The following is a 16,533-nucleotide window of genomic DNA, read 5'->3' as shown; positions in this document are numbered from 1 at the left end:
TTCCTTCAAATTTTATAAGCCAAAGGTATGAAGTAACCCAGGTGCAGGTGTTATGCAATTTTTGCTAAGGTTTATGAGATTATTGGGTAGCTACTCCATCAAGTGGTAGCCTTTCTTTGGTAGTGAGCTTTTTGAATTCTGAAGGGGACATACCAGTAACTTTCCTAAACTGACCGGAGAGGTACTGAACACTACTGTAATTCAATTTGTATGATATTTCACTGAGTGTCATTTCATCATAAACCAGCAACTCTTTTACTTTTTCTACTTTTTGCAAAATGAGGTATCGCTCAATAGTGATGTTTTCTACAGATGAAAACAAATTACTTAAATAGCTGTAGTCCTTTCCGATCTTCTTCTCCAAATAGTGAGAGACGTTTTGCTTGCTTACTACTTCAGGGTTATGAATAAGATCGATGATGGCGGTTTTTATCTGTTCTATGATTTTGCTATTACTATCCTCCAATAATTCAAACTCTCGATCCATAAGCACCTCGCGGATTTGATCTAGCTGTAGTAAGTTAACCTTCTGTGAAAGCTTCACCTCTCCAAGTTGGATGTCGACTACTTCTATTCCTAACCGATTAAGCTCCTCTCGAACCACCTGGATGCAGCGATTGCAAACCATGTTCTTTATATACAATGTTTCTGGGGTCATTGTCGAAGTTTAATGCATACAATGTACGAAAATCTAGATTTGTAGGATTTACAAAATTTTGGAAATGAGTTATGAAATTTTGGAATAAATCGGTGGTTGCAAATTCGCCAGATTGCTGCATTTATGAAGTCGTCTTTTTTATTTAATATATTTTGGTGCCAGATAATGAAATAAATCAAGGTATTTTAAGACAAGCGTCAGCTCTATCTACATCAATCCTTTCCACTTTTGTCTGGCATTCAAATAGATGGTTCCATGAATAGTTTAAGACAAAATTTAGCAATCACTTTGATTTTTTTAATAACAATGACATCTTGTATGTCGTTGAAGAACACTGGTCACTCAACACACGATAAAAACATTGATCCTGTCTGTGGTCAGGTTGTTGAAGCAGACAGTACAATCACAACCAAGTTTAGACAAACTACCTATAATTTCGATTCTGAAGAATGCCGGTCCGTTTTTCTGAAAGACCCGGAACGTTTTACCTCTCAAAAAAAAATATCTCAGAATCATATGACTCACTGGGGAATTCTTGGAGGGACAGTTATGGCAGCATCAATGATTGCTATGATGATTATACTTTAGATTACCTAACAGTCGAGTTAATTTATAGCTACCTAGGAAGACCGCAAAAAAAGACTTAATTCAATACATTTTCTTTTCATAAGTTGATAATGTATTATATAAGAGATATTCACAATTCCTTAAAACCTTCCCAAAACTTCGTAAGACCATCCCGAATTATTATCGTTCCTTTATAAATTATAATACCTCCGGGAATACTTCCGGCTTACCTATTTGGCAGGGCTGAAGGCAGGTCGGATTCCCCGGAGACCAACAAAAAACGCATGATAAAATTCATTCATTCAAATTCGCTCATAGTAGCTCTTATCGCTTTGGCATCTTGTAGCGTTTATCAGGACGTGCAGGTAACTAAAGACAAAAGTGTGGATTTCTCTCAATATGAAACCTACGCCTGGCTACCTGAAAAAGAGCATAATACTGATACTGAGTATGACAATGATTTTATCCGGCAAAAGACCAGAAACTATTTTGGGCATTGTATGGCTGAGCGACAGCTAAAACCAGATACTGCCAATCCGGATCTATTGCTACAGGTAGAGTGGCTGAGCCATGCAAGAAAAGTTGAAGTAGCCCGGGCAAATGACTATCCTGATTATAATTCAATAGATAATTACAATGCGCCTACAGTTTATCTCTACAATGGCAAACTTAGCGGTAACCCAGGCTGGAAAGAGGAATATTCTAAACCGGAGATTGTAAAATATGCTCATGGTGGTGCCAAATTGACTGCTATCGACCCTAAAACGAATCAGATCATTTGGGAAGGCCTGGCTCAGGGCGATCTTTATGACCCCACTATCATGTATGATGATCTCCACCCATCTATCCACAAGATGATGAAAAAGTTTCCTATCAAGATTCCGAAAGAGTAGAAACATAAGATGCTATCAGCTCATAACTTATAATGTCATCATAATTTCATAAATCTTAACCAATATTTCATAAAAACAAGTTCTTATTGACCTTGTTGACTCTGTACTAATTCATAATTGAACGAGTTGCGGATAGGGTTTTCCTTATTTGAATCAGACTACTTTAAGCCATGTGTTAATTACTCAGTGTGGGTTAATCACTTGATTATTTAGCGTGAAAATCCATTTTTCGTTTTTGTGCCTTTCAATTCTTTTTCTATATGAAAAATGTAATCGAAGAATAAATAGAATATAAACTTTATGATTAGAAATACACTTATTACCACTTTCATACTTTTAATTGGAAACCTTTCAGTTTTAGCTCAGATGGACACCATTGTTCATAACCTTGTCCTTCGACAGGAAACCGTAAATAAAGCAGGAAAAGAAGTAATTGGTATGACGGTAAACGGAGAAATTCCAGGTCCTACTTTACGCTTTGAAGAGGGCTCCTACGCAGTTATATATGTGAAAAACGAAATGGACGCTGAAACCTCGATACACTGGCATGGGTTACTATTACCCAATTTTTATGACGGTGTACCCTACCTAACCACTCCACCCATTGAGCCTGGCCATACCCAGAAATATGAGTTTCCTTTAAAGCAGGCTGGAACCTACTGGTACCATTCCCATACCATGCTGCAAGAGCAAAGTGGTGTTTATGGTTCGTTTGTAATCGAGCCAAAGGAGGAAACCCTGGATTATGACAAAGAGTTGGTGATGGTCCTCTCAGATTGGACTAATGAAAAACCAATGAGCGTTCTCCGTTTTCTAAAAAGAGGAACGGAATGGTATAATTGGCGAAAAGGAACAGCCACACCACTGAATCAGGTAATCGCTCGTGGAGCGCTGGGAGCACAGCTTAATTTTTGGAGGCAGAGAATGGAAAGTGCCGACATAGCAGATATTTATTACCCGGCATTTTTGGTGAATGGCGAGCAAAAGCAAGAATACCCTGATTTCAAACCAGGAGAAAAAGTAAGGTTGAGGATTATCAACGGAGCAGCTTCTACACAGTTTTGGATGACTTTTGGTGGAGGGGGGCCTACCATTGTTTCTGCCGATGGCCTGAATGTAGAACCAGTTGCCCACAACAAAACCTTCATCGCAATAGCCGAAACGTATGATTTTATTGTGACCGTGCCAGATGAAGGAAAAATAGAGTTTAAAATCACTGCTCAGGATGGATCCGGTACCGCATCTGCGTTTCTCGGACAAGGTGAAGTGCTACCAGCACCCTCAGTACCCCGACCTGACAAGATTGGCATGATGATGAAAATGTCCAAGATGGATATGCGGATGGGTGCCCCTGCCCTGAAGTATCGCCCCAAGAAAGACAATCCAAAAGAGTTGATGAGTAAATGGGGGATGCAAATGAAGGATGAAATAAGCGGAATGGAGATGAGCCACACCAAAAACGACATGCAAATGCATGAAGGGATGGATATGGAAAATGACAACTCTGAAAAACCTCAAATGAGTGGGATGGGTGATGGTGCAATGAATATGTTTTCTGAGTATAACTATGATTACCTCAAGTCTACAGAAAATACAACCTACTCGAAGGATTTACCTGTAAAAGAAATACTCTTAAACCTGACGGGTAACATGAGCCGCTATATCTGGAGTATGAATGGCATACCCCTTGCTGAAACAGACAAGATTAAAATCAATGAAGGAGAGGTAACGAGGATCACTTTCAACAACCTCACCATGATGCACCACCCAATGCACTTGCACGGACATTTTTTTAGGGTAATTAATGAGAATGGCGAGTATTCGCCCCTAAAGCATACTGTGAATGTGCCACCGATGCAAAAGGTAACGATTGAGTTTTATGGAAATGAATATGGTGACTGGTTTTTTCACTGTCATATCCTGTATCACATGATGGGAGGCATGGCACGTGTGGTAAGTTATGATACACCCCGAGATCCACGAATGGAGCCGTATCCTGTGTCCAAACTTGTACATGAAACCAATCAGTTTTATACCTGGGGAATGGCTGATATTGCATCACACACTGGTGGGCTAAACGTGGTTTCTTCCAACATCCGCAACCAGTTCAATTATACATTAGAATATGGATGGAATGAAAATATTGAAACTGAGTTTTCTTATGAATATTATCTCTACGACTATGTGCGTGTCTTTGGGGGAGTAAATGTTGAGAATACTACACAAAATAGTCTGGATGATATAAAAACCACGGCAGTGGCTGGTATCCGATGGTTCACACCATACATGTTTAATGTGGACTTGCGGATTGATAACGAACTGAGACCAAGGGTAGGCATAGGCCGATCTGTGATGCTTTTCCCAAAGTTTGTTGTTTTTGGGTATTATGAATATCAGCTAGATGCTGGATGGATAAACACGCTTGAAAATAATGCTTCTTATGAAGAGGAAATCGTGTGGAATGCAGGTGCTGAGTTTCTCTTATCCAAAAACTTTTCGTTGATGGGGAGCTATGACAACCGCTTTGGTGGCGGGGGTGGTTTGTCCATCCGTTTTTAATAATGGGTTTAGGTATAGGAGTTACGTAACAATTGTTACAAACTTCTACTTAAATATTTACTAATATGGAAAGAACTAAATAGTTAAAACATGAAATGAGCATAAAAACAGAATCCTAATTATACTAACCAAAGGATGAATGTTTTTGATGTGAATTCCATGCCTGCATGTCGAAATGTAATATGGCATGCAGGCATGTGACCTTTTAAAATCAAATTATATAGACATGAAATATTATCACGAAAAAACATTAAAAGACGTAAGCTTCGAAGTAGCTATACAAAAAGTAACGGACGCCCTGAAAGAAGAAGGGTTCGGTATTCTTACAGAGATCGATGTAAAAGAAACCCTGAAGAAAAAACTGGATGAAGACTTTCGGCCTTATAGAATTCTGGGAGCCTGTAATCCGCCTTTTGCGCATAAAGCATTGTTGGCTGAAGATAAGATTGGTGCGATGCTGCCCTGCAATGTAATTGTACAGCAAGTTGATGAAGGGATTGAGGTTGCGGCAGTGGATCCGGTGGCCTCCATGCAGGCAGTAGAAAATAAAGATTTGGAAAAAATAGCTCTCGAAATCAGGGATAGACTAAGGTCAGCTATTGACAGCCTCTAGTTTTTTGTCACTCAATTTTTTTTTGATAAAGAACTGACTGTAAGCTAAAAGTCCTGATATAATGGTGTTGTGGCTCATTAGCCAGAGATCATTCAACAGTTAATTAAGGTTAAAATATTACCTCTAACTTTAAAAGTCTTTTTCTATCGGGTTAACTTGAACATTAAACCCTTAAACATGAAAATACCTTTAATAACCCTAATACTATTCCTCGGACTTATAATTTCCTCTAACGGACAAGCTAATGACAATCAAAAACAGGAAACTCCTACTTGGACTGAAGAAGACCGAAGATATCTGTTGGACAATCTGACAAGATCTTTAAATGAGCTAACAAAAGAAGTCCGAAACCTTACTGAAGAACAATGGAACTTCAAAGAGAATCAAGATCGCTGGAGCATCAATCAGATCGTTGAACATTTAGCCATTTATGAATTAATATTTATGAATGAAATTTCAGTCGCTTTACAAATGGGAGAATTCCCGCAAATAAAGAAATATCCGGCCGACAGTCTTTTTCTTGGCACTGATCCTAACAAGAACAACACAACAGATTTTACAAAACCATTTTCCTACTCGGTACCACTTGGTAACAACGATGGAATTGACAACTTAACTTGGTTAACTACCATGAGAAGGGACTCAATTGAATTTGTAAGAACTGACGATCGGAATCTCAGGCTTCATTACGTCAATTTTGGACCGAATATTCATCACAAATGCATGCAGATTTTCAGTCATACAGACAGACACTTGAAGCAAATTAAGAATGTAAAATCGCACTCTGATTATCCTAAATCCTAATCTAAACGAGCCACAAAAAATGCCATGAATGAATGAATGGGTTTCATCGGTCAGGATATTTTGGTGGGGATTGGAAAGTCCACCACAAGTTTTAATTTTAAATCAAGGCGTGGCTATGTACGAGATGAGAGGTTAGTGCTTTTTAATCCCCACTCATCACAGCTGGTCGTTTACTGAGCAAAGTATCAGCTCTTGTGTCATTCACCTGATTAAATTAAGATATGTCTGAATACAACAAAAACAGCCTTAGCCTCACCGGAGCGGTAGCATTAGGTACAGGCGTTATGATCGGTGCGGGAATTTTTGCCCTGCTAGGCCAAGTAGCGGAGTTATCAGGAGCACTTTTCCCGGTCGCTTTTCTGATAGGTGCAATTATATCCGGATTTAGTGCCTACTCCTATATCAAAGTTTCCAATGAATATCCCTCTGCGGGAGGTATAGCTATGATCCTTAAGAAGGCTTACGGTAGAGGTACCATGACAGCTGCTGCCTCCCTGCTCATGGCTTTTTCCATGATCATCAATGAGAGTTTAGTGGCCAGGACTTTCGGCACCTACACCCTACAGCTTTTTGATGTTGGGGATAATACCTTTCTGGTACCTATTCTCGGAGTTGTACTTTTAGTGATTGCCTTTTTAGTCAACATCTCAGGGAATAACATCATTGGTAAATCGTCACTTGTTATGGCGATTGTAAAAATTGGGGGAATTGCCATTTTTGCTATTGGTGGTCTATGGGCGGCCGGGTTTTCCTTAGAGCAAGCTTTGCCACAGCCTCAGGCACAAGAAGAATATTCGGTTGCCAGCTATTTAGGAGCGTTGGCCTTATCCATATTAGCTTATAAAGGGTTTACCACTATTACGAATAGTGGTGGAGAAGTTAAAAATCCTCATAAAAACGTTGGTAGAGCTATTATCATCTCACTACTCATCTGTTTAGTGATCTATTTGCTCGTTTCGTTAGCGGTCTCTGTTAATTTGTCTATTCCTAAGATCATTGAAGCTAAGGATTATGCTTTAGCCGAGGCTTCTCGCCCGGCCTTTGGTAAGTATGGTTTATGGTTTACTGTAGGTATTGCTATTGTAGCCACTGTTTCAGGAATTATTGCCAGCATTTTCGCTGTGTCGCGAATGACTGCCATGCTTACCGATATGGAGCTAATTCCACATAGCCATTTAGGAATGCCAGGAAGAATTCAAAAGCACATGCTGGTTTACGTTGTAGTGATAGCCATCATTCTTACCGTATTTTTTGATCTCAGCAGGATTGCCTCTTTAGGTGCTATCTTTTATCTTATTATGGACATTGCCATACACTGGGGAGTGCTCAGACATCTCCGTAAAGAAGTAAAAGCTAAAGCCGCCATAGTCATTACAGCAATTATTCTGGACACGGTGGTTCTTGGAGCTTTTTTATGGGTGAAGGGTACCAGTGATTTCCTGGTCGTTATTGTTGCGGCTGTCTCCATGGTATTGATTTTTGCCGGTGAAAAGTGGTTTTTAAGGGTAAAGGAAAATGCTGAATCTGACATGGAATAGTGATTCATATATTATTTGCGATCATTTCCGATTATATAAATACCTTTTTTCAATTTTTATTCTTAGTGCTCCCGTTCATCATTACCCTCCATATAATTACCCTGTGGACCTACGCCCTCTATGTGCACTAACTGAGCGCCATAGTGCCCCGTAATGCTTACTGAAACCCCAGCTAATAGAGCCACAGCGAAAACAACCACTTTCATCCATCTCATTTTCCATAAGGATTGTGCCAGTACCTGCAGAAGTAAAGCAGCCCCTGACAGGTAGATGGTGCGGTATGCCAGATATCGTGCTCCTCTAATACTAAGCTGGGCATTATCCTTCAGGCCGTGCGTATGAGGATGTAATAAAGTACTCGAAAGATAGACACCTATGAAGCCGAATAATAAAAGTAGGCTCACTACCCAATCCAGGGCAGCTTTTTAAAAAATCACATTAATTAGTTGCATTTGCTAATGGATCAATATTCTTTTCACCGCTGAAGCACGTCCACCATCAAGAGTGCTACTGACTTCCAATCTGTAGAAGTACACACCTTTTCCAATAGGCTGGCCTGAGTAGTTGGTTGCATCCCATTTCAAATATTCTATTCTTCGTGGGCTATCATCGAAGGTGTTAGTCCAACTGCTTACTTTGCGACCTTGGGTATCATATATCTCAAGCGAAACAACCAGCTCTTCACCAATTCTGTCATGCTCAAAACTGAACGTAGTGCTGCTACCGGCAGATATAGGGTTGGGATAATTTATTACATCGTATAAATTCAAAATGGGCTTATCAGATACCCTGAACTCAATAGGCCAACTGGAGGAGTTATTGTACGTATCCCAAACGGTTAACTCCGCTATGTAATAGCCGGGTTCCAGATTTTGGATGGGATAAACAATGGTTCCCCTGGTGTAATCATCCAGGTCTGCGGTATAAAAATCATTGAGTATGATGGGTTCTTTATCATTAAGTACCAATTTTAGACTTTGACTAAACCCATTGGTGCTTATACTGATCCCACTTTCATCGGATAGTTTAGCAATAAAGAGGCTGTTCGATCCTACTAGGTCACCGTTTTTAAAAGTAGGTTCGTTTAGGTAGAGTTGTGCAGAGGGGGATTTGGTATCCTGTACCGCATCACGGTCAGTACCACCCAATACAAAATTTCTCGAAGCGCCAGATGCATCGATGTTGTCTTGTTCGCTGAAAGCGTAAGCCGTAATTGTTCCGTTTTGATATCTGTATGAGGAGTTTTTCGGCATAATAAAGGTAGCCTCAAATGCACCGTTTGTCACCGAGACTGCTCCTCGAAACAGAGCGTTTTCTTGTTCTTGGTATTCGAAGGGGCTGTTGTCTAACCCCAAAGTATAGCGCTCTCGCGGAATATCCAATACGGTGACAATAGCAGATCCGTCAAAAGATTCGGCTAAAACCGAACTATCAAATACCTTACCCGAGATCGTCACCTTCTCTAATGCACTTAGGGTATCTATTTCACTTTCCAGCTCGTCAAACACTATTTCATGCCCGGGATAATTTAGCATCAGCATTGGGTCACCCATTAAGGCAAAGTTTCTATTGATAGGCCCTGCCAGGCTGTTGTTCTTCGTTTGTCTGATCACGTCTCCAAGCCTGGGATAGCGCCCATTTTGCTTGGATAACACTGCCTTCTGAAACGCTTCGTTTAACGGTAGATTAGTAGAAGAGAAAACGGCACGTGTAGTTGTGAGCAAGGCAATAGCACCACCATTCGGGTTAAGCATCATGTTTTCCCCACCAGATACAAAGATGGGATTGTCATACTGACCAAAGTTGCAAGTGGCGGTCATAAACAAAGGTAGCCTATGTCTGTTTTTTAGTTCTTCCAATAGTGGTATGGTAATGACTGTTTTTAACCTATTCTCTTCATTTCGCTGCATAAGTGCGGAAGGGCTGCCATGTCCAAGAAAGTCCAGAATCAGAACGCCCTCAGTCATTTTATCCAGAAAAGCATCCTGCATGGATTCCACAGTTTTGAAATTGTCAAGATAGAGTCGACCCACATTTACCTCGGCATATCCCTCTCTCACAATTTTGTTGACTGTCTCTGACTGTCTCATGTGTACCGCACCATCGCCATCATCAGCCATATACACCGCCTCAGACCTCCACTTGCCCAGCGCATTTACACTTGTGGCATACCTGATGATTTTATTTACCACATCGTCTGCTTCTTTAGGGGTTTTTACCGGTAGTCTGCCAATACCCACTTCAAGGGTGTGATCGGTATAACCTATCGGGAAACGAGTGCCGCTGTAAAGCTCCAGCACGCCTTCGTCCCAATAGCCTTCTTCATCCTCCAAAAACCCAAAATAATCGTCAGAGGAATGGCTGTAAAGTCGGTGGAATGATTGCCTGGACTCGTATACTGGCACAAAATTGGTATTGTTGTTCAACCTGTTTTTATAATCATACGAGGCATCACCCATCAAAAGCACGTACTTCAGTCGACCACCGTTCTGCCAAACATATCTGATGAAATTTCGAATGGCCGAAATATCTTGTCTGCCGCTTGAAAATTCATTGTAAACCTGATTGGTAGTAACTGCTGCCACAGACAATCCATCATTACTTTGATGGAAATCGGCCAGTCGTTCAGCACCATTGAGAAAGACAGGTGCGGAAATGATCAAACCATCTATACTGGTTTGTCCTTTAATATTCTGATTGGTCACTTCTCCAAAAAAGGTTGGATTGGGAAAATCACTTCCCTTGAATATAATGTACTCATTTAGTAATGTATCCTGCGCAGATTCGAAGCGGATGCCGTTACCGACTTTTAAAAATTGCTGATTTTTTGGGGTTACTGGATCAGTGATATCCCAAAGGGTCACCTCTTCTGAACCAATATTCTGAATCTGATAACTAATCGACTGACCTGCGGATTGAGTAGTTCTGAATTGTGTTTGGTTCCCATATAGCTGCAAGTTCCTTTTAAAACCTGCAATGAAGTAGTCAATATAAGCCCTACCTGAAGTGCTGACACCTGCATCAAATCTGAAAGTAAGTCTCAAGTCATTGGAAGAAAAATTGTTTCTTGAAAACACACCATAGCTTTCCGTACCGCGGAAAGTATATCTTACCCTAGAAAAATCGCTGTAGCTAGAGACTGATGGAATGGAATCAATCGCTACAGTTCCAAGTGTGCTTTGATTAAGTAGCAATTCGAAAGAACCAGGAGATTCTGACTGACCAATCAGGCGGGTAAAAACTCCTACCGAATCCAAAATACCCGGGATCTCATAGTTGAAATCCTGTCTGGAAACTCCACTAGACCCCCCAAAGCGCTCACCAAACCATTCCCTTCCCGAACCCAGGATATTGGTTTCATCTATTTCGTGAGTGAGGTAGTCATCAAAAGTGTTGATAGTTAGAGCACCCTCATTTTGTGATTCAAGATTCTCCAGCTGCAATCCGGCATCCCCACCGAATGTTAAAAAATAATAGGCGGTATCTGAATAGAGGTTTTTCTCATAGTCGAGTGCCCCGTTCGTTTTTAGCTTTGCCTTATCAGGGGCTTGAGCAAAAAACAAGAAGTAATCCTCTACATCAAGCTTTCCATCTTGCGTACCTCTTCTAAGTAGCGGTATTTCCGGTGGGTCGTTGTACCAGGCAGCACTGTTTTCCTGCGGGAGCATACCACCATTAAACCCGTAAACTTTAATGGTGTTAGCATCCAGGTTTGAAATGTTAATGCCTAGTGCATTGACAATAAAGTCACGATCTAACTTGTAAATACCACCCTGCGTAACACCCAACTTATACCACGAGCCTTCAGAAAACACACTCTGCCCACGTACCTCCAAAGTGAGCAATACCAGAATGAGCAGATATGTGATTCTCAGATTCACTTTTGGTCATTTATTCGTTGACTTTAAAGTCGAAGCTAATGCGCACCTTTTCCCATTCCAGTGAGATCTGTCCTCCATCATCATCTTTTGCTACGGTATAAGTCAGCTCCTCTTTTACTTCGGACAGCTCTTCTGGCGTCACAGAAAATCTCATTACATCCTCATCAGCTGAGTACTCGTCAGCACCATGCTGATCCCAATTTTTGTTGAGTATGACCGTCCATTCTTCTTTTCCAGGAATGGTGAAAAAGCCATATTTACCTTTTGGGAGTACCTGTCCATTAATGAGCAGTTCTTTGTTGGTGTCCAGCCAGGTAGCTCTATGTGCCCCTGAAACCCACACTTCATCGTAGGCTACCAGTCCACCAAAAATAACCCGGCCTCTAACACGTGGAGAGGAGTAATCGATATGCACGTGAGCGTCATTTATCATGGCCATGGCACTGGTATGAGGGCTTTTAGGCTTCCCTTCACTTTCACTTGCTCCTTCTTTAGCCATATCATGCCCCTCATATTCATCAGAAGCTTCTGAGGCTGGGTGTTCATGGGCATCATCATGGCCCTCTTCTTTGGTATCAGAAGTTTGACTTGTGCATCCGGAAAAAGTGAACGCAGCTATTGTAAGAGTGTAGATTAGTTTTTTCATAGGTTTAATTGTTATTTAGTTTAACGTTTACATTTTTTAAATCAATATCTGAGAGCTTCTCCAGCTTACCTTGCTGATAGTACCTATCTATTTCTGAAAGCTTGAATTCAACACCTGGTTTGGGTTTGTAATTGATGTAATCCTGGATTTGGATACTATTGATATTCCTGGGATTGGTTGCTTCCCGGAATCGAATACCACCACCATTGGTTTGGTATTCATAAGCAAAATAGTCCAGACTGTAGTCCTCACTATCGAACCAATAGATAAATACATCCTCGAAATCTTCTCCGCCCCCCTCTTGTCTAAATGTCACTTGAATCTTATGATATTCTTTGTCAAGAATCTTGACATTGCCTAGATAATTCTTGATTACCGAAGCATCATTTAGCCTGTAGGGCAAAAATGCGAAGTAGATGACGGAGTTTACCGAATTAGCGTAGGCGTTTTGCCTTTCTGCCACGAGTTTCTGCACTTCACCGTTGATGTAGCGAGTAAGACCATTATTGGTAAGCACGTCAAGGGTTTCTGTTCCGGTGCTGTCAATGTAGAGACGGGTGTATTCAAACTGATTTTCTTTCATTTTATAACCATAGGATCTGTCCCTAAAATCAAAGGATGCTTCCGCATTAGCTAATAAATGAAGATTACTTCTGGCTATGGCAGAGTCTACTACTTCCTGTGCCTTAGTGTCAGTTGTTGTGCTAGCTGATGGATTACAGCCGGCAATGAGAAAGCTCAGAAAAATACCTAAATAGCTGTTGTACTTTATTTGCATCCTCTTGAAAATTGCAGGTGAATGACTTTCCACATGTCTTGCTCTATGCGCATGGATAGGGTAATTAATCCAGAAGAATTGATTTCCCGGCCATGCATTTTTCCCCTGATAAAATACTTGCCTCTCACCAGTGCCATCTGTTTAGTAGTGAGGCTCTCATCCACTTCGATCAGGAACGACATGTCTTCCATTTCTTCTATTTCTTTTCCTAAGTGCCCATCCCGGTAGTGTTCCCAGGAATCATCAATAGATCCTTGCTCGTAGACCTTAGTCTTATCAGAAAAGCAATTATTAAGGGAGTGTAGATCTTTTGCATTGATGGCATCCTGTATCCGCTGAATGAGTTCATCTATCCCTTCTTTTGGAGTAGCAATATCTTCCCTGGAAAGGGCTAGATATCGGTTAACTTTATACGTGTCATGAAAGTCATCGTAAGCAGTAATTGAGCCTGAGCTGAAATTAGTGTCTATCAGGTCATGAAATTTATGATTGTTGGGATAGGCATTTTTGAGGTTTTCAACGCTTAATGGAATAATATCTGAACTCAGAAGCTTACCGAAATAATATGCCTTTTTTTGACGCATGTTTCCATTTTCATCCAATCCGTCATCTACGTAGTTTGAATATAAAATCAAATGACCTATAAAGATTATCTCATAGCTTACATTGTTTTCAAACCTGAAATCCCTCCCTTTGCAATCTCTATAACCATAAACCTCTTCTTTGTTTAAGTCTATCTTTTGTTTATTGTGAACAACTCGAAATGACCCTCTTTTTTTATGTGTATTAGGTTTGATCTTATGTTTTTCGGAGCTACAGTCGATCTCGTATGTTAACTGATCATTTTCATATGCTTGAACATTTAAATAAATACCACTTCTGATCTCTTCATTTGATTGACCAAACGCCACAGCATTGAGAAAGTAGGGCAGTAAAAGGAAAATATAGTATTTCATAGGTATAAAGTTTTTTGTTTATTCATTTGTTTTGATCATGCAATGGTAAATTCTATCGAGGTACACCTGCTGAATTAGATTTAACAATTCAATGCCTTTCTTTCTAAAATAAAGCCCATTCCTGTAAGGCTTAAGCCAATATCACACAATCTTGATAGTGAATTAAGTACCTGCGTATTTCTGTTTGTATTCAGAAAAACCTGATCCAGATAATCCGGAGCAGGAATAGTAAGTCGTGCCTTGTCAATGGCTTTGCATTGATGCGTCAGTAGATATTCTGCCTGATCTCCCAAATAATCATTTAATTTTCTCATGCTCTTTTTATTTTATAATTAAGTTTCGGCACCACCATTACAGCTGCCAGCAGGAGTACTACGCCAATAAAAGGAAACGGCCAGGTTTTATCCATGGTGTACAACCACATGCCCAAAACAGGGCCTGCCACCTGACCAATGCTATTCATAGAAGTTTGAAGTGATAGATTCGTTCCCGTATGATCCTGATCAATAAATGAGACCATGGCAATAAGGTTGGGGGTAACCATGGCGCCACCGATTGCAAAAGCTACGATAGTGCTATAAACATACATGTCGGAATTCCACAATGAGAATACAAACATGGAAATGGAGGCTATGCCAAAACCGAAAAGAAGCTGTGCCTTGATAGAGACCTTCTTTTCATCCAAACTGGCGAAAACAGGTTGTAAAACCGCCATGATCAAGCCACAAAGCATAAAGCCCAAGCCTATTTGTGACGTGCCAAAAGTCAGAATGTCTTTAGCATATACAGAGAAAACTGTTTCAAATAAGGTAACTGCTAGTTGTAGCACTAATGAAAGAGATAAAAGCAGCATAAACCCATGGCCAACTTTCAGTTTTGATTTTTGTGCTTGCAGTAGTGTTCCTGACTTATTATTCTCCGGATTTTTAAGCCAAGCCAAGGTCACCAGTAGAATCAAAATACCTAATAGTGCAATTACAAGAAAGGGGACACTAAATTTGTCCAGCAAGAAATGTCCGAAAGTCGTACTAAAATGTAAATTGGTCTGTGCCAAAAATCCACCAATCATAGGTCCTGCAATGACTCCTGCGCTTACTGCCACTCCGGACCAAGCCAACACCTTCCTTCGGTGGGTCCTATCAGTGAGGTCGCTGAGGAAAGCATTGCCAACGGGGATAACCGAAGATGAGAAGATCCCTCCAAGGATACGGGCTACATACAGCATGGTTAAGGAAGTAGCAAGCCCTGTTAAAAATTGCATAATAACAAAACCAAGCATCCCCATCACAATTAGTATTTTGCGGCCAAAACGGTCAGATAACTTACCCCAAACTACCGCAAATAATAGTTGAAAAAACGGGTATATACTGGTGAGGATGCCAATATGATAGTTAATATCTTCATCTGCCACTACACCGGACTTTAATGCCAGCCGCTCGGTATAGTACGGCAATACAGGGAGTAGTACTCCATAACCACTCATCACCACGAAGATGCAGAACAATATAATTGCTATGTTCCTATTATTTAAATTCATACGTTGGTGGTTTCGTCAACTAGCTACCGGTAATCTATTGTCTAAATAAAAATCTATACCCTCCAGATCATCTACATAATCACCCAAATCAAATAACTCTTCGCTATGAAACACACCACTCTTTATTTCATTATCCAAGAGTAAACAAGCAGTTTTCACAGTTGCCATAGCAGTTCCATTAGCTTCTCTATGCCCAATGAGGGAAGCCTCCATCTGCACCATGGTGTCATACTCATAGCCATACGCTTTTACCTTGACAGCATAGACATCTGATCCGTATTTGAATGCGTTAAGCAAATGCTTATAAATACTTCTAACTGGCTTATATTTCAATAACTTGAAAAAACCTATTCTGGCAAGCAAAGCAAACAGGGCAGTAATTCTTCTGTTTTCAAAACAAATCCTTGTTCTAACACTACTTGCCCCAAGCGTTTCTGGCAGCACGTGTTGATCAGAAAAATTGAATGAATAGGTGGTATGTTTTCCAAGACCACCCGGAAACTGTGTTTGTTTTCCATCTCTAAAACTATTCACCTTAGTCAAACGTCCATTTAGTAAAATGGCATAGTCCCTTTGAATTGTATCTAAAATCCAGTTAATGGACGCCTCACCATGGTTGTCTCCCAAACCCAACAGCAAATGAATATCAATGTGGTCAACTTTTTCCATATATGATACACAGTGCTTGGCGAGTAGATTAGATAGCCCCGGATCCAACCCCACACTCACAATTCCGGTTGCCCCATGCCTAATGGCCATTTCATTAAGGTCCTTAATTTGCTCTATTAGCTTATAGGTAGCCGTTATATCAATATAATGGACACATTGTTCGAAGCACTGACGCACGAATTTGGCGTCTGGCATATCAACCACCATGATCACCAAAAGAATATCCTGTAGTTCCTCATTTGGAACCACTCCGGCAATATCAATTTGTCGGGCCAGCACTTTTCCTCCAGTGCTGGCCGCAAATTGACGGGCTTTTTCTAGGCTTCTACCTGCCGCAATCACCTGATCAGGATAATGTTCAGATAACCCCAGGCATATTCTGCCGCCTACATCCCCATAGCCACCTACAACCAATATCTTGTCTTTCTTCATTA

15 protein-coding genes are annotated in these 16,533 nt (G+C 40.6%); 6 read left to right on the top strand and 9 right to left on the bottom strand.

Annotated features, from left to right (window positions below; genetic code table 11):
• Positions 1–79: 79 nt before the first annotated feature.
• Entirely contained in the window at positions 80–658 is a 579-nt protein-coding gene (locus ACP14Y_RS15930) for an AraC family transcriptional regulator (RefSeq protein ID WP_350205655.1), read from the bottom strand.
• Positions 659–976: 318 nt separating this feature from the next.
• On the opposite strand from ACP14Y_RS15930, the gene ACP14Y_RS15925 reads away from it, so the two are divergent.
• From ACP14Y_RS15925 to ACP14Y_RS15900, 6 genes are all read left to right on the top strand, one after another.
• The gene (locus ACP14Y_RS15925) at positions 977–1,246 is read left to right on the top strand and encodes a YHS domain-containing protein (protein WP_350205654.1); all 270 of its coding nucleotides are present in this window, start codon (positions 977–979) and stop codon (positions 1,244–1,246) included.
• Between the two features lie 263 nt (positions 1,247–1,509).
• Positions 1,510–2,118: a DUF4136 domain-containing protein gene (locus ACP14Y_RS15920; protein ID WP_424963893.1), complete on the top strand. Its 609-nt coding sequence runs from the start codon at positions 1,510–1,512 to the stop codon at positions 2,116–2,118.
• A 366-nt stretch (positions 2,119–2,484) separates the two neighbouring features.
• On the top strand, positions 2,485–4,677 hold the full coding sequence (locus ACP14Y_RS15915; protein WP_424964444.1) for a multicopper oxidase domain-containing protein: 2,193 nt from the start codon (positions 2,485–2,487) through the stop codon (positions 4,675–4,677).
• 226 nt (positions 4,678–4,903) lie between these two features.
• On the top strand, positions 4,904–5,290 hold the full coding sequence (locus ACP14Y_RS15910; RefSeq protein ID WP_424963892.1) for a DUF302 domain-containing protein: 387 nt from the start codon (positions 4,904–4,906) through the stop codon (positions 5,288–5,290).
• Between the two features lie 177 nt (positions 5,291–5,467).
• The gene (locus tag ACP14Y_RS15905; protein ID WP_424963891.1) at positions 5,468–6,094 is read left to right on the top strand and encodes a DinB family protein; all 627 of its coding nucleotides are present in this window, start codon (positions 5,468–5,470) and stop codon (positions 6,092–6,094) included.
• A 221-nt stretch (positions 6,095–6,315) separates the two neighbouring features.
• Positions 6,316–7,632: an APC family permease gene (locus ACP14Y_RS15900; protein ID WP_424963889.1), complete on the top strand. Its 1,317-nt coding sequence runs from the start codon at positions 6,316–6,318 to the stop codon at positions 7,630–7,632.
• Between the two features lie 62 nt (positions 7,633–7,694).
• Here the strand turns inward: ACP14Y_RS15900 and ACP14Y_RS15895 are convergent, their stop codons facing one another.
• From ACP14Y_RS15895 to ACP14Y_RS15860, 8 genes are all read right to left on the bottom strand, one after another.
• Positions 7,695–8,036, bottom strand: coding sequence for a hypothetical protein (locus tag ACP14Y_RS15895; protein WP_350204929.1), 342 nt, complete (start codon positions 8,034–8,036; stop codon positions 7,695–7,697).
• A gap of 51 nt (positions 8,037–8,087) precedes the next feature.
• Positions 8,088–11,513 (bottom strand): type IX secretion system sortase PorU, encoded by a 3,426-nt coding sequence (porU, locus tag ACP14Y_RS15890; RefSeq protein WP_424963887.1) that lies wholly within the window; start codon positions 11,511–11,513, stop codon positions 8,088–8,090.
• Between the two features lie 10 nt (positions 11,514–11,523).
• A complete protein-coding gene (locus ACP14Y_RS15885; RefSeq protein ID WP_424963886.1) occupies positions 11,524–12,159 on the bottom strand; it encodes a DUF2911 domain-containing protein in 636 nt (211 codons plus the stop codon).
• A 4-nt stretch (positions 12,160–12,163) separates the two neighbouring features.
• A complete protein-coding gene (locus ACP14Y_RS15880; protein WP_424963885.1) occupies positions 12,164–12,937 on the bottom strand; it encodes a DUF6503 family protein in 774 nt (257 codons plus the stop codon).
• Entirely contained in the window at positions 12,928–13,893 is a 966-nt protein-coding gene (locus ACP14Y_RS15875) for a hypothetical protein (protein ID WP_424963884.1), read from the bottom strand. Before ACP14Y_RS15875 ends, ACP14Y_RS15880 begins: the two co-directional genes overlap by 10 nt.
• An 80-nt stretch (positions 13,894–13,973) precedes the next feature.
• Positions 13,974–14,207: a hypothetical protein gene (locus ACP14Y_RS15870; RefSeq protein ID WP_420575413.1), complete on the bottom strand. Its 234-nt coding sequence runs from the start codon at positions 14,205–14,207 to the stop codon at positions 13,974–13,976.
• A complete protein-coding gene (locus tag ACP14Y_RS15865) occupies positions 14,204–15,430 on the bottom strand; it encodes an MFS transporter (RefSeq protein ID WP_420575414.1) in 1,227 nt (408 codons plus the stop codon). Before ACP14Y_RS15865 ends, ACP14Y_RS15870 begins: the two co-directional genes overlap by 4 nt.
• Before the next feature lie 15 nt (positions 15,431–15,445).
• Positions 15,446–16,531: a saccharopine dehydrogenase family protein gene (locus tag ACP14Y_RS15860; protein WP_350204924.1), complete on the bottom strand. Its 1,086-nt coding sequence runs from the start codon at positions 16,529–16,531 to the stop codon at positions 15,446–15,448.
• Positions 16,532–16,533: the final 2 nt, after the last annotated feature.

It is taken from the genome of Ekhidna sp. (genome assembly GCF_965247405.1).
Classification (GTDB): domain Bacteria; phylum Bacteroidota; class Bacteroidia; order Cytophagales; family Cyclobacteriaceae; genus Ekhidna.
This window is presented reverse-complemented; position numbering and strand designations above follow the sequence as displayed.